We start from the raw sequence: 24,723 nt of genomic DNA, 5'->3' as shown, positions 1-24,723 counted from the left end.
CGCGACTGTGGGGTGAAATGGCCCGTTCGGACTACGGCTTGGGCGGATCGATGTCCGAAGGTTGGAGCTCCTCGACGTTCACGTCCTTGAACGTGAGCACCTTGACGTTCTTGGCGAAGCGGGCGGGGCGGTACATGTCCCACACCCAGGCGTCGCTCATCGACACCTCGAAGAACACGTCGCCGGCCTCGGTGCGCGCCTTCACGTCGACCTGGTTGCACAGGTAGAACCGGCGGTCGGTCTCGACGACGTACTTGAAGATGCCGACGACGTCGCGGTACTCGCGGTAGAGCGTCAGCTCCATCTCGGCCTCGTACTTCTCGAGGTCCTCGGCGCTCATGACATCTCCTCCAGGGCCTCGGCGGCGTCGGCGGCTGCCGCCACCTCATTGTGCACGTCGAGGGCGGGCTCGAGACCGGCCGCCCGGCGCACGTTGACGAACCGCATCCGGTGCACCGGCGAGGGCCCGTGCTCGAGCAGCGCGGCGGTGTGGGTGTCGGTGATGTAGCCCTTGTGCGTCTTGAAGTCGTACGCCGGCCAGTCGGCGTCCATCTCCCGCATGATGCGGTCGCGGGTGACCTTCGCGAGGACCGAGGCCGCGGCGATGCACGCGGCGACGCGGTCCCCCTTCCAGACCGCGAGCCCGGGGACGCCGAGCCCGTCGACGGGGAACCCGTCGGTGAGCACGTAGCCGGGCGGGACGTCGAGCAGGGCGACCGCGCGGCGCAGCGCCTCGATGTTGGCGACGTGCATGCCGAGCCGGTCGCACTCGTCGTGCGGCACGACGACCACCGACCAGGCCACCGCGCGGCGTACCACCTGCTCGTAGCAGCGCTCGCGGGCCTTCTCGGTCAGCAGCTTGCTGTCGGCCAGGCCCGGCACGATGCCCGCCTTGCCCGCGGGCAGGATGCAGGCACCGGCGACGAGCGGGCCGGCGCAGGCGCCGCGGCCGGCCTCGTCGACGCCGGCGATCGGCTCGATGCCGTGGCGGCGGAGGGCTCGCTCGTAGCCGTAGATGCCGGCGTCACGCCGGACGGTGGAGCCGCGTGGGAGGACGCTCAAGAGTCTCCAGGCAGGTCAGGACGGGTCGGGGACGTTCGCGAACGCGTCGGGGCGGCCCACCCAGTCGAACCGGTCGGTCGGCCACAGCAGCACGAAGACCTTGCCGACGACCGAGTCGACCGGCACGTAGGGGTTCTTCGTGCAGTCGGTCTCCTCCTCGGGCAGGCACAGGTGCGCGCTGGAGTCGGCCGAGTGCCCACGGTTGTCGCCCATCACGAACAGCTGACCCTCGGGGACCGGGCCGGCCGACCAGCTGCAGTTGCCGGTCATCGGCCCGCGGCAGTCGATGCCCTTCTCCCGCTTCACGTAGGCCTCCTCGTTCAACGGCTTGCCGTTGACCGAGATCCGGCCCTTCTCGTCGCAGCAGGTGATGGTGTCTCCGGCGACACCGACGACCCGCTTCACGAGGTGGCCGCCGGTCGGGTAGAGCCCGATCTTGGCCATCAGCGAGGTCAGGCCGTTGGTGGGGTCGCCCTGCTCGGCGTCGCTGAGCCAGCTGCCCGGGTCCTCGAAGACGACGACGTCGCCGCGCTGCGGCTCCCCGCCGAACCAGTAGGAGACCTTCTGGACGAGGATCCGGTCGTTCTTCACCAGCCCCGGCTCCATCGACTCCGAGGGGATGTAGAACGCCTGGACGAACAGCGCCTTGATGACGACGGCCAGCACGAGGGCGATGCCGAGCAGCAGGATCGTCTCCTGCCACACCGGCAGGTGCTTGCGCTTCTGCCGGGCGGGGGCCGCGGAGGCGCCCGCCGGAGCGTCCGGAGACGACGAAGACCGCGACCCGTCCGGGGTGTCGACGGAGTCGTCGACGGGATCGAGGTCGCGGTCTTCGGTGGTCACGCGCAGAGTCTAGGGAGGGTCTCCCCGCCCGGAGGACGCGGCCGACGCTCAGACGTCGCGGCGCTCCTTGATCTTCGCGGCCTTGCCGCGCAGGTTGCGCAGGTAGTACAGCTTCGCGCGACGGACGTCACCGCGGGTGACGATCTCGATCTGCTCGAAGATGGGGCTGTTCAGCGGGAAGGTGCGCTCGACGCCGACGCCGAAGGAGACCTTGCGGACGGTGAAGGTGCGGCCGATGCCGGAGCCCTGCACGCGGATCACGACGCCCTGGAACACCTGGACGCGGGACCGGTTGCCCTCGACGACCTTGACGTGGACCTTGATGGTGTCGCCGGCGCGGAAGGCCGGGACGTCGTCGCGCTTGGCGCTGTTGCCGAGCTCGGCCACCAGGTTGTTGCTCATGACTGCTCCTCGCGAGTGCCACAGGTCAGCCGCGGTTCGAGTGTTGACGGTGCGGGTGGCGCAGTGCGTGTGGCCGGCGGCGCAGGACTCCCCCTGTGGCAGGAGCCCGACGCGGACCCCCCGGGTGTGTGCTCGGAGCGGTCCTTCGGCCGACTGGGCCGGTGGGCCAGTCTGCCACAGCGCGATCAGCGGCCAGAAATCCGCTTCGTGAGCACGGCGGGGCCCGAGCGGCCGTCGAGCACCTCGCGCACGCGGAAGCCCGCCTTCTTGTACATCCGCAGGTTGTCGGCGCTGTCCTTGCCGGTGAAGAGGCGGTACGTCGCCGCGCCGGCCGGCGCCGCGGCCTGGACGTGCTCGAGGAGCAGCCGCCCCAGGCCGCGTCCCCGCAGGTCCGGGGCGACCATCAGCCGGCCGATGTCCCACACGTCGCCGTCGAGCCGCCCGCGGACGGACCCGACGAGCCGGCCGCCGACCCGCACCACGGAGGTGTCCCAGTCCGCGAGCGAGGCGGTGACCGTCTCCAGGTCCTCGTGCAGCGGCGGGATGGAGAGGTCGTCGTTGGCGATCGCCTCGCGCACCCAGCAGGCCAGCTGGAGGGTGAGGATCTCGGCGGCGTCGGCGCGGACGGCCCGCTCGATCGTCCAGTCCCCCGTGACGGCGCTCGCGGGCAGCAGGTCCGGGCGGCGCTCGACCGTGCGGCGCACCGCCTGGTCCCGGCGCCAGCGCGCGATCGCACCGTGGTCGCCCGAGAGCAGCACGGGCGGCACCTCGTGGCCGCGCCAGGAGGCCGGCTTGGTGTAGACGGGGTGCTCGAGCAGCCCGCCCTCGTGGGACTCCTCGACGAGGGACTGCGCGTTGCCCATGAAGCCGGGCAGCAGGCGCACGACGGCCTCGGTGATCGCGAGCGCGGCGACCTCGCCGCCGTTGAGGACGTAGTCGCCGATGGAGACCTCGCGCACCTCGGCGGTCGTCCGCGCGTGGTCGAGCACCCGCTGGTCGATGCCCTCGTAGCGCCCGCAGGCGAAGACGAGCCGGTCCCGCGTGGCCAGCTCCCGGGCCAGCTCCTGGGTGAACGGCTCACCCGACGGCGTGGTCACCACCACCGTGACGCCCTCGGCGCCGTCCCCGAGGAGCTCGTCGAGGGCCTCGCCGAACGGCTCGGGCTTGAGCACCATGCCGGCGCCGCCGCCGTACGGCGTGTCGTCGACGGTGCGGTGCCGGTCGTGGGTCCAGCGGCGCAGGTCGTGGACGTGGACGTCGAGGAGGCCGGAGGCGACCGCCTTGCCGGGCAGGGAGAGCTGCAGCGGGGCGAGGTAGTCGGGGAAGATCGTGAGGTAGTCCAGGCGCACGGCCGGGCTCACCCGTCCTCGGGCAGCGGCGTCACCAGGCCGGGCCGGTCCGCGACGACGACCCGCCCGCCGGCCAGGTCGACCTCGGGCACGAGCGCCTTGACGAACGGAACGAGCGTGTCGCGGCCGTCGGGGGTGCGGATGGTCAGCAGGTCCTGGGCGCCGCCGTGGACGAGCGCGGTCACGGTCCCGAGCTCGGTGCCGTCGAGGTCGTACGCCGCCAGGCCGACCAGCTGGTGGTCGTAGTACTCGTCGGGGTCGGCGGGCGTCTCGTCGGCCGGGACCGTCGCGTGCAGCACGATCCCGCGGGCGGCCTCCGCGGCCGTGCGGTCGCCGATCTCCTCGAAGGCGACCAGCAGCGTCGTCTGGTGCCAGCGTGCGCCGGCCACGGTGACCTCGCGCAGCGGCGAGGCCGACCCGCGCGGCGGCTCGGCGCGCAGCCGGGAGCCGACGGCGTACCGCCGCTCGGGCTCGTCGGTGCGCACGTCGACCGTCACCTCGCCGCGGAGGCCGTGGGGCTTGCCGATGCGCCCCACGACCAGCTCGATCGTCTCCACCACTGCTCTCCTCGGTGCTCGGGAATACGAACGGGTGCCGCCCCCGGAAGGGAGCGGCACCCGTGCGACTGGTCCGACAGGCTCGACCGGCGCTCAGCGGCGGCGGTCGACGTCCACGAAGTCGATCCGTGCGCCGTCACGCCCGGCGAGCGCCGAGATGACGGTGCGGAACGCCGACGCCGTGCGGCCCCCGCGCCCGATCACCTTGCCGAGGTCGTCGGGGTGCACCCGGACCTCGAGGACCGAGCCGCGGCGCAGCTGCTTGTCCCGGACGACGACGTCGTCGGGGTTGTCCACGACGCCGCGGACGAGGTGCTCGAGCGCGTCGGCCAGCATCGTGCTCAGGCCTGCTTGTCCGCGTCAGGACGCTCGGGGTCGGCGTCCGACTTCGTCTCGGCGGTCTCGACGGCCTCGGCCTCCTCCGTCGCACCCTCGGGGGTCTCGACGCCGGGGGTCACGTTGGCCTCGGGAGCGGCGGCCTCGGCCGACTTCTTCGCGGCCTTCTTGGTCGTCGCGTCGCCGCGAGGCTCGCTCTGGGCCTCCTTGAGCGCCTCGTTGAAGACCTCGAGCTTGTCGCGCTTGGGCTCGGCGTGCCGCAGGGTGCCCTCGGCGCCCGGCTCGCCCTTGAACTTCTGCCAGTCACCGGTGACCTTGAGGATCGCGGCGACGGCCTCGGTCGGCTGCGCGCCGACGCCCAGCCAGTACTGCGCCCGGTCGGAGACGACGTCGATGTACGACGGGTCCTCCTTGGGGTGGTACTTGCCGATCTCCTCGAGGACGCGACCGTCGCGCTTCTTGCGCGAGTCGACGACGACGATGCGGTACTGCGGCACCCGGACCTTGCCCAGGCGCTTCAAACGGATCTTGACGGCCACAGCTGTGGTGTCTCCTCAGGATGTCGTGTGTGGTGAGGCGCACCGCCACCAGGTGGGGACCGGGCCGGGCTCCTCGGATGGGTCTCGCAGCGCCCGGGTGAGAGGGTCCGGGCGCGCAGGACTCAGCGGGGAAGTCTGCCAGAACCCCGACGGCGCGGGAAATCGGGCATGGTCGGCGCATGAGCACACCGCCGAGACCACCGCCGGGACCACCGCCGGGACCACCGGCTCCCCCACCGTACGTCGCCGGGCCGGCGCTCCCCGACCCGCGCCGGCCGCGGCCCAGCCCGTGGTGGTTCGCCCTCGGCGGCGGGCTGCTGGTGGCGGCCGTCGTCGCGGGGGTCGGCCTGTTCGTCTGGACGCTCTCGTCGTTCCTGGAGACCGATGCCACCGTCCCGGCCGACGGCTCGCCGCACGCCGTGACCATGCCGGCCGAGGAGGACCGCGTCCTGTGGCTCCACCCCGACGCCCCCGTCCGCTGCACGGTCGTGGACACCGCGACCGGCGATGCGGTCACGACCGCGGCGGTCGGCGGGAGCCTGCAGAAGTCCGACGGCAGCGGCGAGTGGGTCGCCGACACCCGCTTCGACCCCGGCTCCGGCGACCTGGAGATCACGTGCACGGGCGGCACCGGTGGCACCGGCGGCGAGGCGCAGGTGGGCCCTGCGCCGTCGGTAGGCGGCTTCGTCACGGCGATCGCCCTGACCATCGCCGTGCCGCTCCTCCTCGGGCTGGCCGGGCTCGTGGTCCTGCTCGTGACGGCGGTGCGCTGGGCGTCCGGCCGACCGCGGGACCGCCGCGCCTGACCTGTCCGCGGCGAGGCCGGGACGGACGACGCGCACCCGACAGCCCATTTATCGGCACCTGTGCAGATAAGTAGTGACATACGTCACCCTCGGGTCTAGCGTGCCGAGGGTGGCGAGGACACATGGGGTGACCACGACAGGGGCACGCGGCCTGCTCGGCGCGCTGGCCGCGGGGCTGGCGCTCGCGCTGGCCGGATGCGGCTCGCAGGTCGCGCCCGGCACGGTGGCGCAGGTGACCGGTGCGGGCGCGCTGGCTCCCGGCGCGGCGGACGGTCTGACCTCCGGCGACGACGCGGCCGGCGTGCCCGGCGCCGGGACGGGGGCCGACGTCGGTGCGGGCGGGACGGCGGCCGGCTCCGGCGACGGCACGTCGGCGAGCGGCGGCTCCGCAGGCACCAGCGGCACGAGCGGTGCCGTCGGCGGGGCGGCCGGAGGGGCGTCCGGCGGCGACGCTCCCCCGGCCGCCGACCCGGGCCAGCAGGGCAGCTGCGATGGCTTCTCGAACACCACCGGTGTCACGGGCGAGGCCATCACGCTCGCGAACGTCTCGGACATCTCCGGGCCGGTGCCCGGGGTCTTCCAGGCCGCCCAGGACGGCGCGCGCGCCTTCGCGGCTTACTTCAACGCGACCTCGGACATCTGCGGCCGCAAGCTCGACGTGCTCGCCCTCGACAGCCGCGCCGACTCCGCGGCCAACCAGGTCGCCTACACCAGGGCCTGCGACGAGGCGTTCGCCGCGGTCGGGTCCATGTCGGTCTTCGACGACGGCGGCGCGGCCACCGCGCAGGGGTGCGGCCTGCCCGACCTCCACGCCCTCTCGGTCTCCCAGCAGGTCTTCGAGTGCTCGACCTGCTTCGGCACGGCCTCGGTCACCCCGACCCTGCAGCCCGGCGCCGTCCCGCAGTACCTCCGCAAGTCCTACGGCGCGGCCGCGGACAAGGTCGGTGTGCTCTACATCAACGTCGGCACCGTCCCGCTCGCCTCCAAGCGGCTGGCCGAGGCGTGGGAGAAGGGCGGCCTCGGCGTGGACTACGTCCAGGCCATCGACGTGGCGGAGTTCAACTACGCGCCGTACGTCCAGGAGCTCAAGGACCGCGGGATCGAGCTGGTCACCTACGTCGGGCCCTACCAGCACACCATCCGGATGCAGCAGGCCATGCAGCAGCAGGGCTACGAGCCCGAGGCGTTCATCCAGGACCAGACGATCTACGACCAGACCTACGTCGAGGAGGCGGGGGCGGTCGGCGACGGCACCCTCGTCTACACGACCACCGCGCTCCTCGACGACATGAGCAACGACGAGGTCGCGCTCTACCGGTCCTGGCTGGAGCAGGTGCGTCCCGGAGCGGTGGCGACGATCTACGGCGCCTACGCGTGGTCGGCGACCCGGCTCTTCGTCGAGCAGGCCAACCGGCTCGGCGGCAGGCTGACCCGCGAGGCGCTCGTCGGCGCCTTCCGCAAGGTCTCAGACTGGACCGGGAACGGGCTGCACTCTCCCCAGCAGGTCGGCTCCAAGCGCAGCGGCGACTGCGTGCGGTTCATCCAGCTCGACGGCGGCCGCTGGAAGCAGGTCTCCCCCGGCGACTACGTGTGCGGCGACCTGCTGCGCGTCAGCTGACCGGCCGGCCGACGACCGTCCCGCGCAGCACCACGCACACCGGCTCCCACAGCGCGGTCAGGTCGGTGGCCGGGTCGCGGTCGTAGACCACGAGGTCGGCGCTCGCGCCCTCCTCCAGGCCGGGGAACCCCAGCCACTCCCGCCCGCGCCAGGACGCCGCGGCCAGGACGTCGTGCGCCGGCAGCCCGAGCTCGGCCATCGCCAGCGCCTCGCCGGCCAGCCACCCGTGCCGCTGCGCGCCGCCGCCGTCGCTGCCGACGTACAGCGCCACGCCAGCCTCGTGCGCCGACATCAGCACCTCGCGGCGCCGGGCGAAGAGGTCCTCCATCGTCGCGGCGTAGTCGGGGAACTTCTCGCGGCCCTGCTCGGCGAAGGTCGGGAACTTCGAGGTCTGCATCACCGTCGGGACCAGCGCGACCCCGCCCGCGGCCATCTGGTCGAGCTGGTCCACGGAGAGCCCGGTCCCGTGCTCGATGCAGTCGATGCCCGCGTCGAGCAGGCCCTGCAGCACGTCGCGCCCGAAGCAGTGGGCGGTCACCTTCGCCCCCTCGGCGTGCGCGGCCGCGATCGCCTCGGCGAACGCCTCGGCCGGGAACGACGGGGCGAGGTCACCGGCGTCCCGGGAGATCCAGTCGCCCACGACCTTGACCCAGCCGTCGCTGCCCCGCGCCTCCCGGGCGACGTACGCCGCGAGGTCGGCCGGCTCGACCTCGTGGGCGTAGCCGCGGATGTAGCGCCGGGTGCGCGCGACGTGCCGGCCGGCGCGCACCAGCCGCGGCAGGTCCGCGCGCTCGTGCACCCACCGGGTGTCCGCCGGGGAGCCGCAGTCGCGCAGCAGCAGTGCACCGGAGTCGCGGTCGGCCAGCGCCTGCGCCTCGACCTCGGCGTCGTCGACGGCGCCGTGGTCCTCGAGGCCGAGGTGGTTGTGCGCGTCCACGAGCCCCGGCACGATCCACCCCCGCGCGACCGTCTCCGCGCCGGGCTGGGGCTCGTAGGTGACGGTGCCGTCCACGACGTACAGGTCGCGGCTCTCGCCGTCGGGCAGGACCGGTCCGGAGAACCTCAGTGCGGGCATGGGCCGACGCTAGCGGGCGTCGTACGCCGCCGGGCCGGTCACTCGATCAGGTCGAGCAGCCAGGACGGACCGACCGCGAGCGCGCCGACCCCCTGCACCCGCGCCTGCAGCATCCGGTCGGCGGTCACGACCGTGACCCGGCTGCCCCGCTCCGCGGCGGCACGGGCCTCCGCGACGATCATGTCGTCGCCGGCACCCTTCGCGTGGACGGTGCGCACGTGGGCGTCACGTCCGGCGCGGACCCCGCCCTTGGCCGCCCCCTCGAGCACCAGCACGACCTCGTCCTGGGGTGTGTCGCCGACCAGCAGCCGCTCGTGCAGCCGCCGCGCCGCGCCGGCCCGGTCCTTCCACCACCCGTCCGGACGGCTGCCGACGACGTTGGCGCCGTCGACGACCAGCGTCGTCGTCACGTCGGGACCGCGCTCGCCTCGCGGCGGCTCACTTCAGGAACTTCGAGAAGTCCTTCGGGAGGTTGAGCGCGGCCGCGGCCTGCTCGTAGTCGACGTCCTCGGCGCCGGCCGGCATGCCGAAGGGGCTCGCGGCGCCGGTGGCGGCCTTCTCCCTCTCCGCCGCCGCCTGCTGGGCCGCCTTGGCCGGGTTGCCGGACCGCTTGGCGCCCTTGCCCTTCTTCTGCTGCGGCTTGGCCTTGCCCTTCTTGGGGCCACCACCGAGGCCGGGCATGCCGGGCATCCCCGGGAGGCCGCCGCCGCGGGCCATCTGCATCATCATCTTGCGCGCCTCGAAGAAGCGGTCGACGAGCTGGTTGACGTCGGAGACCTGGCGGCCCGAGCCCTTGGCGATGCGGGCGCGGCGGGAGCCGTCGATGATCTTGGGGTTGGCCCGCTCGGCCGGCGTCATCGACTGGATGATCGCCTGGATCCGGTCGATCTCGCGCTCGTCGAAGTTCTCCAGCTGCTCGCGGAACTGGCCCATCCCGGGCAGCATCCCCATGATCTTCGACATCGAGCCGAGCTTGCGGACCTGCTGCATCTGCTCGAGGAAGTCGTCGAGGGTGAACTCCCCGCCCTGGCCGCTGAGCTTGGCGGCCGCCTTCATCGCCTGCTCGGAGTCGAACGCCTTCTCGGCCTGCTCGATCAGGGTCATGACGTCGCCCATGTCGAGGATGCGCGAGGCCATGCGGTCGGGGTGGAAGAGGTCGAAGTCGGTCATCTTCTCGCCGTTGGAGGCGAACATGACCGGCTTGCCGGTGATCGAGGCGATCGACAGCGCGGCGCCACCGCGGGCGTCACCGTCGAGCTTGGTGAGGACGACGCCGTCGTACCCGACGCCGTCGAGGAACGCCTGCGCCGTGGAGACCGCGTCCTGGCCGATCATCGCGTCGACGACGAAGAGGACCTCGTCGGGCGAGACCGCGTCGCGGATGTCGGAGGCCTGCTTCATCAGCTCCGCGTCGACGCCGAGGCGGCCGGCGGTGTCGACGATGACCACGTCGTGCAGCCGGCGCTTGGCCTCCTCGATGGACGCGCGGGCGACCGAGACCGGGTCACCGACGCCGTTGCCGGGCTCGGGGGCGAACACCGGGACGCCGACGCGCTCACCGTTGACCTCGAGCTGCCGGACGGCGTTGGGGCGCTGCAGGTCGCAGGCCACGAGCATCGGGGTCTTCCCCTGCTCCTTGAGCCAGAGCGCGAGCTTCGCGGCCAGGGTCGTCTTGCCGGCACCCTGGAGGCCGGCCAGCATGATCACGGTCGGGCCCGTCTTGGCGTACCGCAGCCGGCGGGTCTCGCCACCGAGGATCGTCACGAGCTCCTCGTTGACGATCTTGACGATCTGCTGGGCGGGGTTCAGCGCCTGGCTGACCTCCTCGCCGCGGGCGCGGTCCTTGACCGCGGCCACGAACTCCTTGACGACCGGGAGCGCGACGTCCGCCTCGAGCAGGGCGATCCTGATCTCGCGGGCGGTGGCGTCGATGTCGGCCTCGGAGAGCCGACCCTTGCCCCGGAGGTTCTTGAAGGTGTCGGCGAGCCGGTCGGAGAGGGTGGCGAACACGTGAATCCTGACGATCGGTGACGGGTACGACGGGTGGTCGGACCCTCGAATCGTAACCGGGGCCGGTGGCTACCCCGTGCCCGCTCGGCGTGCGAGGGTGAGGGCAGTCACTCGGGACAGGAGCACCACCATGAGCACGGCCACCGACGTCCGGCAACCCACCCGTCCGCCCCAGCGCCCCACCGCGCGCTCGATCGCCCTCTGGACGGCCGTCGGCGTCGCCGGCGCGGTCTGCTGGGCGGTCCTCGCCCTCTCCCGCGGCGAGGAGGTCTCGGCGCTGTGGATGCTCTTCGCGGCGCTGTGCTCGTACGCCGTGGCGTACCGCTTCTACGCGCGCTTCATCGCCACCCGGGTGCTCGAGGTCGACGACACGCGGGCCACCCCGGCCGAGCGGCTCGACAACGGCGTCGACTTCGAGGTCACCGACCGGCGGGTCCTCTTCGGCCACCACTTCGCGGCCATCGCGGGCGCCGGTCCCCTCGTCGGCCCCGTCCTCGCGGCGCAGATGGGCTACCTGCCCGGCACGATCTGGATCGTCGTTGGCGTCGTCCTGGCCGGCGCCGTGCAGGACATGGTCGTGCTGTTCTTCTCGATGCGCCGCGACGGCCGCAGCCTGGGCCAGATGGTCCGCGACGAGGTCGGCGTCGTCGGCGGCGTCGCGGCCCTCGTCGCGGTCTTCGCGATCATGATCATCATCCTCGCGGTCCTCGCGCTGGTCGTCGTCAACGCGCTGGCGGAGTCGCCGTGGGGCGTGTTCTCCATCGGGCTGACCATCCCGATCGCCCTGCTCATGGGGTTCTACCTGCGCTACCTGCGCCCCGGCCGCGTCCTGGAGGTCACCGCGATCGGCGTGGTGCTCCTGCTCCTGGCGATCGTCGGCGGCGGGTGGGTCGACGGCTCGTCGTTCGCCGACGAGCTGACGCTGTCGAAGGAGACGCTGGTCATCTGCCTGGTCGTCTACGGCTTCGTCGCCTCGGTGCTGCCGGTGTGGATGCTGCTCACGCCGCGCGACTACCTCTCGACGTTCATGAAGGTCGGCGTCATCGTGCTGCTGGCCGTCAGCCTGGTCATCGCCGCGCCGACCATCCAGGCCGACGCGGTCACCTCCTTCGCCACCGACGGCGACGGGCCGGTCTTCGCCGGCAAGGTGTTCCCGTTCGTCTTCATCACCATCGCCTGCGGCGCGCTGTCCGGGTTCCACGCGTTGATCTCCTCCGGCACCACACCGAAGCTGATCGCCAAGGAGAGCCAGGTCAAGATGATCGGGTACGGCGGCATGCTGATGGAGTCCTTCGTCGCCATCAGCGCGCTCATCGCCGCGGTCGTCATCGACCAGGGGCTGTACTACTCGATGAACGCGCCGCTCGGCGCCACCGGCGGGACCGTCGAGAGCGCCGCGGAGTTCGTCGCGGGGCTCGGCTTCACCATCACCCCCGACCAGCTCGCCGCCGCGGCGGCCGCGGTCGAGGAGGAGTCGCTGATCTCGCGGACCGGTGGCGCGCCCACGCTCGCCTTCGGGCTCTCGCAGGTCTTCTCCGAGGCGTTCGGCGGCGGGCTCCAGGCGTTCTGGTACCACTTCGCGATCATGTTCGAGGCGCTGTTCATCCTCACCGCCGTCGACGCCGGCACCCGCGTCGGCCGGTTCATGCTGCAGGACACCGTCGGCAACGTCTGGAAGCGGTTCGGCGACACCTCGTGGCGCCCCGCCTCCTGGCTCGCCAGCGCGGTCGTCGTCGGCGCGTGGGGCTCGATGCTGTACGTCGGCGTCACCGACCCGCTCGGCGGGATCAACCAGCTCTTCCCGCTCTTCGGCATCGCCAACCAGCTGCTCGCCGCCATCGCGCTCGCGCTCTGCGTGACGCTGCTGATCAAGCACGGCAAGCTGCGCTGGGCGTGGGTGCCGGGCATCCCGCTGGCGTGGGACCTGGTCACGACCATGACCGCCAGCTGGCAGAAGGTCTTCTCCGACAACCCGGCGATCGGCTACCTCGCCCAGGCCGACCGCTACCGCGAGGCCCGCGACGCCGGCGAGGTCCTCGCACCGGCCACCGACGCCGGCCAGATGGACCAGGTCGTCTTCAACTCCACCCTCAACGGAGTGCTCCAGGCCGCGTTCGCAGTGCTGGTGATCATCGTGGTCGCCAACGCCGTCGTCGTCTGGGTCCGCGCCGCCCGGGCCGACGGGCTGCCGACGACCGAGGTGCCGCACACCCCGTCCCGCATCGTCGCGCCGGCCGACTTCTTCCCGACCGCCGAGGAGAAGGAGGCGCTGCGCGCGTGGGAGGAGTCCCGGTCCCGCGGGGCCGAGCCGGTGGGCGGCCGGCGATGAGCGGACGAGGCGTCCTCGACGGGATCCGCTGGTACCTCAAGGAGATCACCGGCGAGTCCCGCTGGGAGGCCTACCTCGCCCGCTGCGCCGCCGACGGCACCCCGCCGATGACCCGCCGGGAGTACGAGCGGCACCGCACCGACCTGCGCGAGCACAACCCCCAGTCGCGCTGCTGCTGACCTGAGCCGGCCGGCCGGCCGGCCGCGTCGACCCGCCGCGTCGATCCGCCGCGTCGACCCGCCGCGTCGACCCGCCGGCGTCGATATTCGTTCAATTGCGCGGTTGTGGACGTGCGGAAGCGCTTCCACCCGGTCGCAATCGTTCAATTGAACGATCGTCGACGCGGCCGCGCCCGCAAGCGCACCCCATCCCCACCGGCCCCGACCGTCCGGGACGCAGACCTACTCCCCCGACAGCGCGGCACGGACGGCGTGGGCCGCCTCGGCCGCCCGGCCGTCGGGCAGCGGCCCCGCGTCGACCTCCTGCACGTAGAACACGTCGACGGCCTGCGGGCCGAGCGTGTCGACGTGGGCGGAGCGCACCGCGACGCCGAGCCGGGCCAGCGCGGCGCACACCAGGTGGACGACGCCCGGTCGGTCCGCGGCACGCACCTCGAGGACCGTCGACTGCTCGGAGGCCTCGGGACGTACGGCGACGGTCGGGGCGAGCACGTCCGGCCCGGCCGGTCGCAGGCGGGCCGTCGCGTCGACCGCGCCGGAGCGGACGGCGTCGTACCTCGTCCGGAGCACGGTGGGGTCGAGGCCCTGCGCGGCGACCTCCCAGATGCTGACCGCGTGCTGGTCCTGCGACCAGGCGCGGGCGGCACGGACGGGCAGCCGGTGGAGGGCGAGCACGCCGGAGAGGTCCGCGAGCAGGCCCACCCGGTCCGGGGCGACGACGGTGATCCGCGAGCCGTCCGCGATCTCCTCGACGCCGAAGGACACGCCTCCGCGGCGTACCTCCTCGGGCACCGGCACCTCCTCGGCGACGACCGCCGGCGGTGCCGACCCGGTGTCGAGGGCGGTCCGGGCCCGGCGGGCGAGGTCCAGGACGAGGCCGGCGCGCCAGGACGACCAGGCCTTGGGCGAGGTCGCCTTGGCGTCGGCCTCGGTGAGCGCGGCCAGCAGCGAGAGCGCCTCGCCGGAGCCGACCCGGGAGGTGACCAGCTCGACCGTGGCGGGGTCGTCCGGGTCGCGGGTGGTGGCGGTCTCGGCGAGGAGCAGGTGCCAGCGCACGAGCGTACCGACCAGCTCGACCGCGTCGTCGGTGAACCCCATCCGGCGGGCGATGTCGCGGGCGATCGGCTCGCCGGCGACGCTGTGCTCGGTCAGGCTGCCCTTCCCGATGTCGTGGAGCAGCGCGGCGACCATGAGCACGTCGGGACGGGCGACCGTCCGGATGAGCGCGGAGGCCTCCACGCAGGTCTCGACGACGTGCCGGTCGACGGTGAACCGGTGGATCGCCGAGGCGTGCGGCAGGAGCCGGATCCGCTCCCACTCCGGGAGGATGCTGCCCAGCGCGCCGGTCTCCTCGAGGGTCTCCCAGGTGTCGAGCAGCCCGCGACCGGCGGCGAGCAGCCGGACCAGCAGGTGCCGCGCCTCCGCGGGCCAGGGGTCGGGCAGCGGCGCGCACTCGCGGGCCAGGCGTGCGGCGGTCGGCGGGGCGAGCACGACGTCACGCTCGGCTGCCTCGGCGGCCGCACGGAGCAGCAGGGTCGGGTCCTCCGCCGGCTTCGCGCGGGCGTCCAGCACGATCTCGCGGCCGCTCAGCGCCACCCCGGGGGCCACCGGGGTCAGCGAGGGCCGGCGCGCGCCGACGGCCGCCGGCCGGGCGAGGTAGTCGCCGACCCGCCGCCAGGTGAGCCGCGAGAGGTGCGTGATCCGCCGGCCCAGCTCACGGACGTGGACCTGCGCGGCCCGCGCGTCCGGGAGGGCCAGCCGGGTGGCGAGCTCGGCCCACATCTCGGGGGTCACCCGGTCGCTCGGCCGGCCCGCGACCTCGTGGACCAGGTCGCGCACGTCCAGCAGCGCCAGCCGCACCCGCTCCAGCTCGACGTGCGGCACGTCGACCAGCCAGGTCGCCACCAGCGCGCGCAGCACCGTGGCGTCGCGGATGCCGCCCTCGGCCTCCTTGAGGTCCGGCACGGACACGTGCGCGAGCTCGCCGACCAGGTCGTGGCGCTGGTGGACGAGCCGCTGGACCTCCGGCAGCCGGTCCCGCGCGCCGCGCCGCCACTGGGCGAGCATCGTGGTGCGCAGCCGCAGCGAGAGTCCGGGGTCGCCGGCCAGGTGGCGGACGTCGAGCAGGCCGAGGGCGACCTTCACGTCGGCCTCGGCCGCGGTCACCATCTCCGGCAGGGCCCGCACGGAGTGGTCCACCCGGGCGCCGGAGTCCCACAGCGGGTACCACAGCTGCGCGGCCACCTCACCGGGGTCGACGCCCTCGTCGTGGACCAGCACGACGTCGAGGTCGGAGTGCGGCGCCAGCTCGGAGCGGCCGTAGCCGCCGACGGCGACCAGCGCCATCCCGGTCTCGGGGCCGCCGACGCCGTCGTAGGCCTTCACGCACAGCGCGTCGGCCTCCTCGGTGCGGGCGGCGCGGTCGGCGGCGGTCACGGCGTCCCGGTGTCCGTCGGGCGGGCCATCGCGCGGGCCGTCGGGAGGTACGTCGCGTGCGGACCCGTCACAGGGCCTCGTCGTCGCGCTCGCCGGTGCGCACCCGCAGCACCGAGTCGACGGGCGAGACCCACACCTTGCCGTCGCCGATCTTGCCGGTCTGGCCGCCGCGCTCGATCGCGCCGACGACCGCCTCGACGTCGCCGTCGGCGACGACCACCTCGAGCCGCAGCTTCGGCACCAGCGACACGTCGTACTCCGCGCCGCGGTAGACCTCGGTGTGGCCCTTCTGCCGGCCGTAGCCGCTGACCTCGCTGACGGTCATGCCGGTGACCCCGACCGACTCCAGGGCGGCGCGGACGTCCTCCCACTTGTGCGGCTTGACGACCGCGGTGACCAGCTTCATGCGCTTCTCCTGTCGCGACGTCCCCCGAGGTGCGGAGGTGCGCCGATCATGCCCGACCACGACGACGGCCCGGCTCCCCCACGCGGGAGGGAGCCGGGCCGTCGGGTGCTCACAGGGCGGCTTCGTCCTTGTCGCCGGTGCGGACCCGCACCACCGTCTCGACCGGGCTCACCCACACCTTGCCGTCGCCGATCCGGCCGGTCTGCGCGGTCTTGACGACGATGCCGACGACGTCCTCGGCGTCACCGTCGTCCACCACGATCTCGATCCGGATCTTGGGCACGAGCGCGATGTCGTACTCCGCGCCGCGGTAGACCTCGGTGTGGCCCTTCTGGCGCCCGTAGCCGCTGACCTCGCTGACCGTCATGCCGGTCACCCCGAAGGTCTCGAGGGCCTCGCGGACGTCCTCCCACTTGTGCGGCTTGATGACCGCTGTCACGAGCTTCACGCGTTCGCTCCTTCGGAGACGGGGCGGGTCGCCTGGGCGAGCACGCCCGTCGAGCCGCCCGAGGACAGGCTGGTGTGCAGGTCGTACGCCGTCTCGCCGTGCTGGTCGAAGTCGATGCCCTCGACCTCGGCCTCGTCGGTGATCCGCAGGCCGATCGTGTACTTGATGACCAGGCCGATCACGAGGGTGATGACCGCCGACATGACGATCGCGACGAGCGCGCCCAGCGCCTGGTCGCCCAACGACCCGAAGCCGCCGCCGTAGAAGAGGCCGTCCACGCCGCCCGCGCCGTCGGAGGTCGAGAAGACCCCGATCAGGACGGTGCCGATGACGCCGCCGACCAGGTGGACGCCGACCACGTCGAGGGAGTCGTCGTAGCCGAGCTTGAACTTCCAGCTGACCGCCCAGGCGCAGACCGCGCCGGCGATGGCGCCGATGGCGACCGCGCCCTCGATGTCGACGGCGCCCGCGGCCGGGGTGATCGCGACCAGGCCGGCCACGATGCCCGAGGCGGCGCCCAGCGAGGTCGCCTTGCCGTGCATGAACCGCTCGACGATGAGCCAGCCGAGGATCGCAGCCATGGTGGCGAGGGTGGTGTTGGCGAAGGTGCGGCCGGTCTCGGAGAAGAACTGGGCCATGTCGGACTCGGGGCTCTCGCCGCCGAAGACGATGGAGCCGACGTTGAAGCCGTACCAGCCGAACCACAGCAGGCCCGCGCCGAGCATGGTGAGGGTCAGGTTGTGCGGACGCATCGGCTCCTTGCCGAAGCCGAGGCGCTTGCCGAGCAGCAGCACCAGGACCAGGGCCGCGACACCGGCGTTGATGTGGACGGCCGTGCCGCCGGCGTAGTCCTGCGCGCCGATCCGGCCGCAGATGAGCGAGTCGTCGGTGCAGCTGAAGACCATGTGGGCCATCGGGAAGTAGCACAGCAGCGCCCACAGCGGCACGAACAGCACCCAGGCGGAGAACTTCATCCGGTCCGCGACGGCGCCGCTGATGAGGGCGACGGTGATGATCGCGAAGGTCATCTGGAACATGACGCTCACGTAGCCGTCGGTCGCCACGCCGTCGAGCCACAGCAGCTCGAAGGGGTCGGAGAAGAACGTGCCGTCGCCGCTCCAGCCCATCGACCAGCCGACCGCGACGTAGAGGATGCCGACGATCGCCGCAGCGACGTAGGACATCATCATCATGTTGAGCACGGACTTCGAGCGGGACATGCCGCCGTAGAAGAGCGCCAGCGCGGGAACGGTCATCATCAGGACCAGGGCTGTCGCCACCAACATGAAGGCGTAATAGCCGTCCACGGAACCTCCAGGGTTGCTCTCGTCGAAGGCCGGCCCCTCAATCGACTGACGTCGCTGTCAGGTGCGGGTCCGGCTGCTGTCGAGAACCCTCGGCGGTGGAGGTTTCGCGGCCCACCGCGGCATGTTGCGAGGAGGAAACGAGTTCCGGGGTTTCGTTACGACCCGGTTACGTCCCGGGCGCGCCGCGTTTGGTGCGCCCGGGCTTCGGGCGCCTCAGCCGAGCAGCGCGTCGACGAACGCTCCGGCGTCGAACGGCGCCAGGTCGTCGGCGCCCTCACCGAGGCCGACGAGCTTGACCGGTACGCCGAGCTCGCGCTGGACCGCGACCACGATGCCGCCCTTGGCCGAGCCGTCGAGCTTGGTCAGCACGATGCCGGTGACGTCGACGACCTCGCTGAAGACGCGGGCCTGGATCATGCCGTTCTGACCGGTCGTCGCGTCGAGGACGAGCAGCACCTCGGTGACCGGCGCCTGCTTCTCGATGACGCGCTTGACCTTGCCGAGCTCGTCCATGAGGCCGGCCTTGTTCTGCAGGCGGCCGGCGGTGTCGACGATGACGGTGTCGACGCCGCGGGTCACGCCCTCCTTGACGGCCTCGAACGCGACGCTGGCCGGGTCGGTGCCCTCGGGGCCGCGGACGACCTCGACGCCGACGCGCTCGCCCCACGTGGCCAGCTGCTCGACGGCGGCGGCGCGGAAGGTGTCGGCGGCACCGAGGACGACGCTGCGGTCCTCGGCCACGAGGATGCGCGAGATCTTGCCGACGGTGGTGGTCTTGCCGGCGCCGTTGACGCCGACGACCAGGACCACGCCCGGCTGGCCGTCCGCGCCGCTCACCTGCAGCCGGCGGTCCATCGACGGGTCGACGAGCGCGAGCAGCTCCTCGCGCAGGACGGTGCGCGCGTCGGCGCCGGTGCCGCCCTCGACGCGCATCCGGGTGCGCAGCCGCTCGACGAGCTCCTGGGTGGGGCCGACCCCGATGTCGGCGGTGAGCAGGGTGTCCTCGATGGACTCCCAGGTGTCCTCGTCGAGCCGGTCGCGGCTCAGCAGCGCGAGCAGCCCACGGCCGAGCGCGCCCTGGGAGCCGGCCAGCCGCTGCCGCAGGCGGACCAGGCGGCTGGCGGTGCCCTCGGGGCGCTCGAGGGTCGGGGCCTCCTCGACCGGCGGGAGCTCGACCTCGGGCTCGATGGTCGCCGGCGGCGCGCTGAGCTCGACCGCGGTGTCGTCCTCGGGCGCCTCGGTCGGCGGCCGGACGATGACGTCGGTGTGGGTGTTCGGCAGCGGCCGGGGACCGCGGCGCCGGCCGACGATCAGCCCGGTGACCGCCGCGACGAGGCCGAGGCCGACGAGCGCGACGACGAGGATCAAGATGGCGAGGGCGTCCATGCCGTCATCCAATCATCCGGGGCAGGGGCCGCCCGAAATGCGTGCTCCCCGCCGCCGGGGTGCTCAGCGGCGGTGGCCGGCCGGCACGTCGTCGGACTCGGGGTCGAGCACCGGCGCGCGGTCGGCGAGCCGGCTCATGGCGTCGCCGAGCCAGGGGGCCTGGGGCACCTGCTGCCCGCGGTGGGGGTAGGCCACGAAGGTCATCACCAGTCCCGCCACGACGAGGATGAACAGCATCACCAGCGAGATCGTCAGCACTCCCCCTTGTTACCCCTGTGACCGGTGGGGCAACCGTGCGGGTCAGCGCAGGAGGGGGCTGACTGCGGTGCGGATCACGTCCGGCATCGGCGTGACCGGCCGGGCGGGGTCGGTGTCGTCGACGTACACGTGCACGAACCGCCCCTCGGCGGCCGCCTCGTCGGAGTCACCCTGGAACAGGCCGATCCGGTAGACGACCGAGGACGTGCCCACCTTGTCGCAGACCAGGCCCGCCTCGACGGGCGCGGGGAAGCCGATCTCGCGGAAGTAGCGGCAGCCGGTCTCGGCGACGATCCCGATCTGCGGCAGCTTCCGGATGTCGACCCCGGTGGCCTCGTAGAGGTGTGCGTTGACCGCGGTGTCGAACATCTCGTAGTACGTCGCGTTGTTGAGGTGCCCGTAGGCGTCGTCGTCGCGCCAACGCGTGGTGATCGTGCGCCACGCGACGTAGTCGGCCCGGGTCGGCCGGGTGCGGTCGGTCATGCCGGCTCCGGCTCGCGCAGCCGCTGGCTGATGACGGCCGAGACGCCGTCCCCCCGCATGGTCACGCCGTACAACGCGTCCCCGACCTCCATCGTCCGCTTCTGGTGGGTGATGACGAGCAGCTGTGAGTTCTCCCGCAGCTCCTCGTAGATCTCGAGCAGGCGCCCGAGGTTGGTGTCGTCGAGCGCCGCCTCGACCTCGTCGAGGATGTAGAACGGCGAGGGCCGGGCCTTGAACAGCGAGACCAGGAAGCACACCGCGACGAGCGAGCGCTCGCCGCCGGAGAGCAGCGAGAGCCGCTTGACCTTCTTGCCGGCGGGGCGGGCCTCGACCTCGATGCCGGTGGTCAGCATGCTGCTCGGGTCGGTCAGCACCAGCCGCCCCTCGCCGCCCGGGAAGAGCCGCGCGAAGGTCGCGTCGAAGGCGCGCTCGACGTCGGCGTACGCCTCGGTGAAGACCTGCTCGACTCGGGTGTCGACCTCGCGGACGATGTCGAGGAGGTCCTTGCGGGTCTTGCGGAGGTCCTCGAGCTGCTCGGTGAGGAACTTGTGCCGCTCCTCCATGGCCGAGAACTCCTCCAGCGCGAGCGGGTTGACCCGGCCGAGCGTCGCGAGCGCACGCTCCGCGGAGCGGAGCCGCTTCTCCTGCTCGGCGCGCACGAACGGGACCGGCTCCGGGGCGGGGTCGTCCTCCGCGGCGTCGGGGGCGGGCGCCACCGGCACCGGACGGTCGGGACCGTAGTCGGCGACCAGGACGTCCGGGGCCAGGCCGAGCTCCTCGACCGCCCGCTGCTCGAGCTGCTCGATCCGCATCCGCTGCTGCGCGCGGGCCAGCTCGTCGCGGTGCGCGGAGCTGACCAGCTCGTCGTGCTCGCGGCCCAGGTCGCGCAGCCGCGTGCGGACCTCGCGCAGCTGCTCCTCACGGCCGGCGCGGGCCTGCTCGACGGCGGTCCGCGCCTCGGCCGCCCGGGAGACCGAGACCTCCAGGCGGGTGAGGACGTGGGCGACGGCGGTGCCGACCGCCTCGGCGGCCCGGCCCTCGCGCAGCAGCCGCTCCCGGCGCTGGGCCGCCTTGGCCCGCGCCTCCCGCTCCCCGCGCGCGGCGCGGAGCAGCCCGTCGGCGCGGCCGTGCAGGGCACGGGCCCGCTCCTCGGAGGTCCGCAGCGCCAGCCGGGCGTCCATCTCCCCCTGCCGCGCGTCGCGCGCGGCGACGACCAGCCGCTCGCGCTCGCCGGTGTCGGGCTCCTCCTCCGGTGCGTCCTCCGCCGACGCGAGCCGCGCCTCGAGGTCGGCCAGCCCGGCGACGGCCTGCTCGCGGGCCTCCTCTGCCCGGGTGATGGCCTGGGCGAGCCGCTCGGCCTCGCCGCGGGCGGCACGCGCCTGCGAGCCGTACTGCCCGAGCTCCTCGGCCACCGCCGCCAGCGTCGCGTCGGACTCGTGGAGCTTGGCCATCGCGACGTCGGCCCGCTTCTGGGCCTCCAGCCGCTCCGCCTCGAGCCGGGAGATGTCGAAGGAGAGCCGCTCCCCCGCCGCGGTCACCTCGGCGAGCCGGGCGGCCGCCTCGTCGACGGCCGCCTGGACCTCGATCAGGCTGGGCCGGCTGGTCGATCCGCCGGCGGCGGCGTGGAGGGCGAGCACGTCGCCCTCGCGCGTCACGGCGGTCACCTCGGGCAGCTGCTCGACCAGGGCGCGGGCCGTGTCGAGGTCGTCGACGACGGCCACCCGGTCGAGCAGCCGGTCGAGCGCCGGGCGCAGGTCGGCGGGGCACTCCACCACGTCCACGGCGTACGTCGCGTGGCCCGGCAGGGCCGGCCGGTCGGCAGCGGCGAGGCCCCCGGAGCCACCGAGCACGAGGCCCGCGCGACCGAGGTCCTCGCCCTTGAGGTGGGCGATGGCCCCGACGGCCGCGTCCGCGTCGGCGACCGCGACGGCGTCGGCCGCCTGGCCGAGAGCGGCGGCGACCGCGGTCTCGTAGCCGCTGCGGACGCTGACCAGCGCCGCGATCGAGCCGAGCAGCCCCGGCAGCGCGTCGGTGGCTCCGAGCAGCGCGGCGGCGCCGTCCTTGCGGTCCAGGCCGAGCTCCAGCGCGTCCTTGCGGGCGGCGAGGGCGGAGCGGTCGCGGTCGGCCTGCTGCGCGGCCTCGCGGACCTTGGCGAGCCGCTCCTCGACGTCGTCGAGGAGCGTGGTGGCCGCCTCGTGCTCGGCGTCGAGGCCCTCCTCGCCGGCGTCGAGGCCGGCCACCCGCGTCTCGAGCGCGGTGAAGTCGCGCTGCGCCCGGTCGGCGCGCGCCAGCGCCTCCTCGCGGGAGGCGGTGAGCCGGCCCACCTCCTCGTCGGCGGCCGAGGCGCGCGAGCGCAGCGCGTTGACCTGGCCGTGCAGCCGGGCGAGCCCCTCGCGGCGGTCGGCGGCGGCCCGCTGCAGCGCGGCGATCCGGCGGTCCTCCTCGGCCGCGGCGTCCTCGGCTGCGCGGCGGGCCGCGACGGCCTCCTCGAGAGCGGTGCGGTGCCGGTCGACCTCCGCGGCGGTGCGCTGCTCGTTCTCCCGCATCCGCTCGGCCTCGGCCTCGAGCTCCTCGGGGTCGCGACCGCCCCGGTGCTCGGTCTCGGCCGTGCCGGCGGCGTTGCGGACCCGCTCGGCGGCCAGCGACTGGGTGCCGCGCAGCCGCTCGCGCAGGCCGGACAGCGCGAACCACGTCTCCTGCGCGGCGGCCAGCGCGGGCAGGTCCTCGCGCAGCGCCGCCTCGAGCGAGGACTCGGTCTCCCGGGCGGCGGCGACGGCGGCCTCCAGCTGCTCGCGCCGCTGCACGAGCACCGACTCGTCGGCCAGCTCCTGCTCCAGCGCGGTGCGGGCGGTGACCAGGTCGTCGGCGAGCAGGCGGGCCCGGGCGTCGCGCACGTCGGCCTGGACCGTCTGGGCCCGGCGGGCGACCTCCGCCTGGCGGCCCAGCGGCTTGAGCTGCCGCCGGATCTCGCCGAGCAGGTCGTTGAGGCGGTTGAGGTTGCCCTCGGTCGCATCCAGCTTCCGCAGCGCCTTCTCCTTGCGCTTGCGGTGCTTGAGGACGCCCGCGGCCTCCTCGATGAACCCGCGGCGGTCCTCGGGGGTGGCGTGGAGGATCTGGTCGAGCTGGCCCTGACCGACGATGACGTGCATCTCGCGGCCGATGCCGGAGTCCGAGAGCAGCTCCTGGACGTCCAGCAACCGGCACGTGCTGCCGTTGATGGCGTACTCCGAGCCACCGGAGCGGAACATCGTGCGGCTGATCGTGACCTCGGCGTACTCGATGGGCAGCGCGCCGTCGGAGTTGTCGATGGTCAGCACGACCTCGGCGCGGCCCAGCGGCGGCCGCCCGGAGGTGCCGGCGAAGATGACGTCGTCCATCTTCCCGCCGCGCAGCGACTTGGCGCTGGCCTCGCCCATCACCCAGGCGAGCGCGTCGACCACGTTGGACTTGCCGGAGCCGTTCGGGCCGACGATGCAGGTGATGCCCGGCTCGAGCTGGAGCGTCGTCGAGGACGCGAAGGACTTGAACCCCTTGAGGGTCAGGCTCTTCAGGTACAACGGGGGCTCCCTACACCGGTCGGTCGTCGGCGCTGATGTCGGGGCGGCGGTCGGGCTGCGCCGGGGGAAGCTCAGCGCCGTCAGACTACCGCCCGCGGGCCCGGCTCGTCGGCGACCGGCGTGGCGTCCGCGTGGGCGATGTGGTGCAGCTGGCCCCAGATGGCGACGACGAAGACCGCCGAGCCGGCGAAGGCGAACCAGAACGGAGCGGTGACGCCCCAGTGCTGGGCGAGCACGCCGCCGAGCCCGGAGCCGATCACCAAGCCGCCGAAGCAGGCGACCAGGTTGACCCCGCCGACCCGGCCCTGCAGGTGCGACGGGACCGCCCGCTGCCGGACCGTCACCGAGGTCGTGCCCCAGATGAAGGCGTGCGCGCCGAAGACGAAGAACGTCACCAGGGCGACCGCCGGCGAGGTCGTCAGCGCCAGCACGAGGTGGACGAGCGTCTCCACGACCAGCCCGACCCGCATCAGGTCGCCGAGGCCGACCCGCCGGGTGAGGGCGCCGTACCCCAGCGTCGCCAGCAGCCCGCCGACCGCCGAGGTCGTTGTCAGCAGCCCGAAGCCGACCGCGCCCATGTCCAGCCGCTCGGTGGCGTAGAGGACCAGCACCGACCAGGCCGCGCCGAAGGTGAGGTTGAAGATGAGGATGGTCAGCACCAGGGTGCGGACCGCGGCGTGGTGCCGGACGAAGCGGAACCCCTCGGCGATGTCGTGGACCACCCGGCCGACGGTCTCGGGGTCGCGGCCGTGCGGCGGCAGCCGCAGCCGGCTGACCAGCACGACGCCGAGCGCGACGGCGACGGCTTGGACCAGGAAGGGGTACGCCGTGCCGGCGACGAAGATCGCGGCGCCGATCGGCGGGCCGGCGAGCTGGTTGAAGGTGATGATGCCGGTGTAGAGCCGACTGTTGGCCACGGCCAGGTCGTCGCGGTGGACGAGCATCGGCAGCAGCGTCGAGGCGGTGTTGTCGACGAAGACCTCGGCGGTGCCCAGCACGAACAGCGCCAGCAGGACGCCCGCGATCGTCGCGTGCCCCGTGAGCACGGCGGCGCCGAGCAGCGCGACGACCACCACCCGCACGGCGTTGACGACGATCATCACGCCGCGGCGGTCGAGCCGGTCGGACGCGACACCGGCGAGGAGGCCGAAGAGCAGCGGCGGGAGCCACTGCACGGTGGCGGCCAGCGCGATGAGCGCGGGCTGGTCGGTCAGCGAGGCGACCAGCAGCGGACCGACCGCCAGGGCGATGCCGTCACCGATGTTGGTGACCCAGGTGGAGGCGAGCAGCCACCGGAAGGACGTCCCCAGGCGTGCGGGGAGGAGGGTCTCGATCAG

General features: G+C 73.3%; 24 protein-coding genes and 1 pseudogene. 4 read left to right on the top strand and 21 right to left on the bottom strand.

Annotated features, from left to right (window positions below; all coding sequences use genetic code 11):
- Nucleotides 1-31 precede the first annotated feature (31 nt).
- The 9 genes and pseudogenes from QWY28_RS07850 to rpsP form a co-directional block, all read right to left on the bottom strand.
- Nucleotides 32-340 carry a DUF2469 domain-containing protein gene (locus tag QWY28_RS07850; protein WP_154612081.1) on the bottom strand — a complete coding sequence of 103 codons (309 nt, stop codon included), beginning with the start codon at nt 338-340 and terminating at the stop codon, nt 32-34.
- A complete protein-coding gene (locus QWY28_RS07845; protein ID WP_300951780.1) occupies nt 337-1,062 on the bottom strand; it encodes a ribonuclease HII in 726 nt (241 codons plus the stop codon). Before QWY28_RS07845 ends, QWY28_RS07850 begins: the two co-directional genes overlap by 4 nt.
- A 15-nt stretch (nt 1,063-1,077) precedes the next feature.
- Entirely contained in the window at nt 1,078-1,905 is an 828-nt protein-coding gene (lepB, locus tag QWY28_RS07840) for a signal peptidase I (protein WP_300951778.1), read from the bottom strand.
- 48 nt (nt 1,906-1,953) lie between these two features.
- Nucleotides 1,954-2,307, bottom strand: coding sequence for a 50S ribosomal protein L19 (gene rplS / locus QWY28_RS07835; RefSeq protein ID WP_300951777.1), 354 nt, complete (start codon nt 2,305-2,307; stop codon nt 1,954-1,956).
- Between the two features lie 185 nt (nt 2,308-2,492).
- Complete coding sequence (locus QWY28_RS07830; RefSeq protein WP_336622413.1) at nt 2,493-2,885, bottom strand: GNAT family N-acetyltransferase; 393 nt, start codon at nt 2,883-2,885, stop codon at nt 2,493-2,495.
- A gap of 93 nt (nt 2,886-2,978) precedes the next feature.
- Nucleotides 2,979-3,656 (bottom strand): annotated as a pseudogene (trmD, locus tag QWY28_RS07825) (tRNA (guanosine(37)-N1)-methyltransferase TrmD); the annotation flags it as partial.
- Between the two features lie 8 nt (nt 3,657-3,664).
- Nucleotides 3,665-4,213: a ribosome maturation factor RimM gene (rimM, locus tag QWY28_RS07820; protein WP_300951775.1), complete on the bottom strand. Its 549-nt coding sequence runs from the start codon at nt 4,211-4,213 to the stop codon at nt 3,665-3,667.
- A gap of 93 nt (nt 4,214-4,306) precedes the next feature.
- The gene (locus tag QWY28_RS07815; RefSeq protein WP_300951774.1) at nt 4,307-4,549 is read right to left on the bottom strand and encodes an RNA-binding protein; all 243 of its coding nucleotides are present in this window, start codon (nt 4,547-4,549) and stop codon (nt 4,307-4,309) included.
- 5 nt (nt 4,550-4,554) lie between these two features.
- Nucleotides 4,555-5,088 carry a 30S ribosomal protein S16 gene (rpsP, locus tag QWY28_RS07810; RefSeq protein WP_300951772.1) on the bottom strand — a complete coding sequence of 178 codons (534 nt, stop codon included), beginning with the start codon at nt 5,086-5,088 and terminating at the stop codon, nt 4,555-4,557.
- Between the two features lie 179 nt (nt 5,089-5,267).
- Between rpsP and QWY28_RS07805 the strand changes: the two genes are divergently transcribed.
- Together QWY28_RS07805 and QWY28_RS07800 are read left to right on the top strand one after the other, a co-directional pair.
- Nucleotides 5,268-5,894 carry a hypothetical protein gene (locus QWY28_RS07805; protein WP_300951771.1) on the top strand — a complete coding sequence of 209 codons (627 nt, stop codon included), beginning with the start codon at nt 5,268-5,270 and terminating at the stop codon, nt 5,892-5,894.
- Between the two features lie 127 nt (nt 5,895-6,021).
- The gene (locus QWY28_RS07800) at nt 6,022-7,512 is read left to right on the top strand and encodes an ABC transporter substrate-binding protein (RefSeq protein ID WP_300951769.1); all 1,491 of its coding nucleotides are present in this window, start codon (nt 6,022-6,024) and stop codon (nt 7,510-7,512) included.
- Here the strand turns inward: QWY28_RS07800 and QWY28_RS07795 are convergent.
- Genes QWY28_RS07795 through ffh form a run of 3 tightly spaced genes read right to left on the bottom strand, consistent with a single transcriptional unit; the run spans nt 7,505 to nt 10,597 of the window.
- Nucleotides 7,505-8,587 carry an amidohydrolase family protein gene (locus QWY28_RS07795; RefSeq protein WP_300951768.1) on the bottom strand — a complete coding sequence of 361 codons (1,083 nt, stop codon included), beginning with the start codon at nt 8,585-8,587 and terminating at the stop codon, nt 7,505-7,507. The two genes, QWY28_RS07800 and QWY28_RS07795, sit on opposite strands and share 8 nt — an antisense overlap.
- Before the next feature lie 38 nt (nt 8,588-8,625).
- On the bottom strand, nt 8,626-8,997 hold the full coding sequence (locus QWY28_RS07790) for an NYN domain-containing protein (protein ID WP_300951766.1): 372 nt from the start codon (nt 8,995-8,997) through the stop codon (nt 8,626-8,628).
- A gap of 28 nt (nt 8,998-9,025) precedes the next feature.
- Nucleotides 9,026-10,597: a signal recognition particle protein gene (ffh, locus tag QWY28_RS07785; protein ID WP_300951765.1), complete on the bottom strand. Its 1,572-nt coding sequence runs from the start codon at nt 10,595-10,597 to the stop codon at nt 9,026-9,028.
- A gap of 130 nt (nt 10,598-10,727) precedes the next feature.
- Between ffh and QWY28_RS07780 the strand changes: the two genes are divergently transcribed.
- Both QWY28_RS07780 and QWY28_RS07775 read left to right on the top strand, forming a co-directional pair.
- Complete coding sequence (locus QWY28_RS07780; protein WP_300951763.1) at nt 10,728-12,926, top strand: carbon starvation CstA family protein; 2,199 nt, start codon at nt 10,728-10,730, stop codon at nt 12,924-12,926.
- The gene (locus tag QWY28_RS07775) at nt 12,923-13,105 is read left to right on the top strand and encodes a YbdD/YjiX family protein (protein WP_300951761.1); all 183 of its coding nucleotides are present in this window, start codon (nt 12,923-12,925) and stop codon (nt 13,103-13,105) included. Before QWY28_RS07780 ends, QWY28_RS07775 begins: the two co-directional genes overlap by 4 nt.
- Nucleotides 13,106-13,327: 222 nt before the next feature.
- On the opposite strand, the gene QWY28_RS07770 is transcribed toward QWY28_RS07775, so the two are convergent.
- From QWY28_RS07770 to QWY28_RS07730, 9 genes are all read right to left on the bottom strand, one after another.
- A complete protein-coding gene (locus tag QWY28_RS07770) occupies nt 13,328-15,541 on the bottom strand; it encodes a [protein-PII] uridylyltransferase (RefSeq protein WP_300951760.1) in 2,214 nt (737 codons plus the stop codon).
- 67 nt (nt 15,542-15,608) lie between these two features.
- On the bottom strand, nt 15,609-15,947 hold the full coding sequence (locus tag QWY28_RS07765; RefSeq protein WP_300951758.1) for a P-II family nitrogen regulator: 339 nt from the start codon (nt 15,945-15,947) through the stop codon (nt 15,609-15,611).
- Nucleotides 15,948-16,056: 109 nt separating this feature from the next.
- Nucleotides 16,057-16,395, bottom strand: a complete 339-nt coding sequence (locus tag QWY28_RS07760) for a P-II family nitrogen regulator (protein ID WP_300951756.1) — start codon at nt 16,393-16,395, stop codon at nt 16,057-16,059.
- Nucleotides 16,392-17,702 carry an ammonium transporter gene (locus QWY28_RS07755; RefSeq protein WP_300951755.1) on the bottom strand — a complete coding sequence of 437 codons (1,311 nt, stop codon included), beginning with the start codon at nt 17,700-17,702 and terminating at the stop codon, nt 16,392-16,394. Before QWY28_RS07755 ends, QWY28_RS07760 begins: the two co-directional genes overlap by 4 nt.
- 213 nt (nt 17,703-17,915) lie before the next feature.
- Nucleotides 17,916-19,088: a signal recognition particle-docking protein FtsY gene (gene ftsY, locus QWY28_RS07750; RefSeq protein ID WP_300951753.1), complete on the bottom strand. Its 1,173-nt coding sequence runs from the start codon at nt 19,086-19,088 to the stop codon at nt 17,916-17,918.
- Nucleotides 19,089-19,151: 63 nt separating this feature from the next.
- Nucleotides 19,152-19,346 (bottom strand): hypothetical protein, encoded by a 195-nt coding sequence (locus QWY28_RS07745; RefSeq protein WP_300951751.1) that lies wholly within the window; start codon nt 19,344-19,346, stop codon nt 19,152-19,154.
- A gap of 42 nt (nt 19,347-19,388) precedes the next feature.
- On the bottom strand, nt 19,389-19,829 hold the full coding sequence (locus QWY28_RS07740) for an acyl-CoA thioesterase (protein ID WP_300951750.1): 441 nt from the start codon (nt 19,827-19,829) through the stop codon (nt 19,389-19,391).
- Nucleotides 19,826-23,386: a chromosome segregation protein SMC gene (gene smc, locus QWY28_RS07735; RefSeq protein WP_300951748.1), complete on the bottom strand. Its 3,561-nt coding sequence runs from the start codon at nt 23,384-23,386 to the stop codon at nt 19,826-19,828. Before smc ends, QWY28_RS07740 begins: the two co-directional genes overlap by 4 nt.
- An 80-nt stretch (nt 23,387-23,466) precedes the next feature.
- A complete protein-coding gene (locus QWY28_RS07730; protein WP_300952294.1) occupies nt 23,467-24,696 on the bottom strand; it encodes an MFS transporter in 1,230 nt (409 codons plus the stop codon).
- Nucleotides 24,697-24,723 lie beyond the last annotated feature (27 nt).

This window comes from Nocardioides oceani, assembly GCF_030412965.1.
Lineage (GTDB): Bacteria > Actinomycetota > Actinomycetes > Propionibacteriales > Nocardioidaceae > Nocardioides > Nocardioides oceani.
The sequence above is the reverse complement of the archived record's forward strand: the minus strand, read 5'-3'. Positions and strand labels throughout refer to the sequence as shown.

What these genes read in the sequence shown, in the direction of transcription:
- ftsY (WP_300951753.1), bottom strand. Translation starts at nt 19,088, where the DNA reads ATGGACGCCCTCGCCATCTTGATCCTCGTCGTCGCGCTCGTCGGCCTC.
- QWY28_RS07850 (WP_154612081.1), bottom strand. Translation starts at nt 340, where the DNA reads ATGAGCGCCGAGGACCTCGAGAAGTACGAGGCCGAGATGGAGCTGACG.
- QWY28_RS07780 (WP_300951763.1), top strand. Translation starts at nt 10,728, where the DNA reads ATGAGCACGGCCACCGACGTCCGGCAACCCACCCGTCCGCCCCAGCGC.
- QWY28_RS07795 (WP_300951768.1), bottom strand. Translation starts at nt 8,587, where the DNA reads ATGCCCGCACTGAGGTTCTCCGGACCGGTCCTGCCCGACGGCGAGAGC.
- QWY28_RS07765 (WP_300951758.1), bottom strand. Translation starts at nt 15,947, where the DNA reads ATGAAGCTGGTCACCGCGGTCGTCAAGCCGCACAAGTGGGAGGACGTC.
- rplS (WP_300951777.1), bottom strand. Translation starts at nt 2,307, where the DNA reads ATGAGCAACAACCTGGTGGCCGAGCTCGGCAACAGCGCCAAGCGCGAC.
- QWY28_RS07815 (WP_300951774.1), bottom strand. Translation starts at nt 4,549, where the DNA reads ATGCTGGCCGACGCGCTCGAGCACCTCGTCCGCGGCGTCGTGGACAAC.
- QWY28_RS07775 (WP_300951761.1), top strand. Translation starts at nt 12,923, where the DNA reads ATGAGCGGACGAGGCGTCCTCGACGGGATCCGCTGGTACCTCAAGGAG.
- QWY28_RS07740 (WP_300951750.1), bottom strand. Translation starts at nt 19,829, where the DNA reads ATGACCGACCGCACCCGGCCGACCCGGGCCGACTACGTCGCGTGGCGC.
- QWY28_RS07805 (WP_300951771.1), top strand. Translation starts at nt 5,268, where the DNA reads ATGAGCACACCGCCGAGACCACCGCCGGGACCACCGCCGGGACCACCG.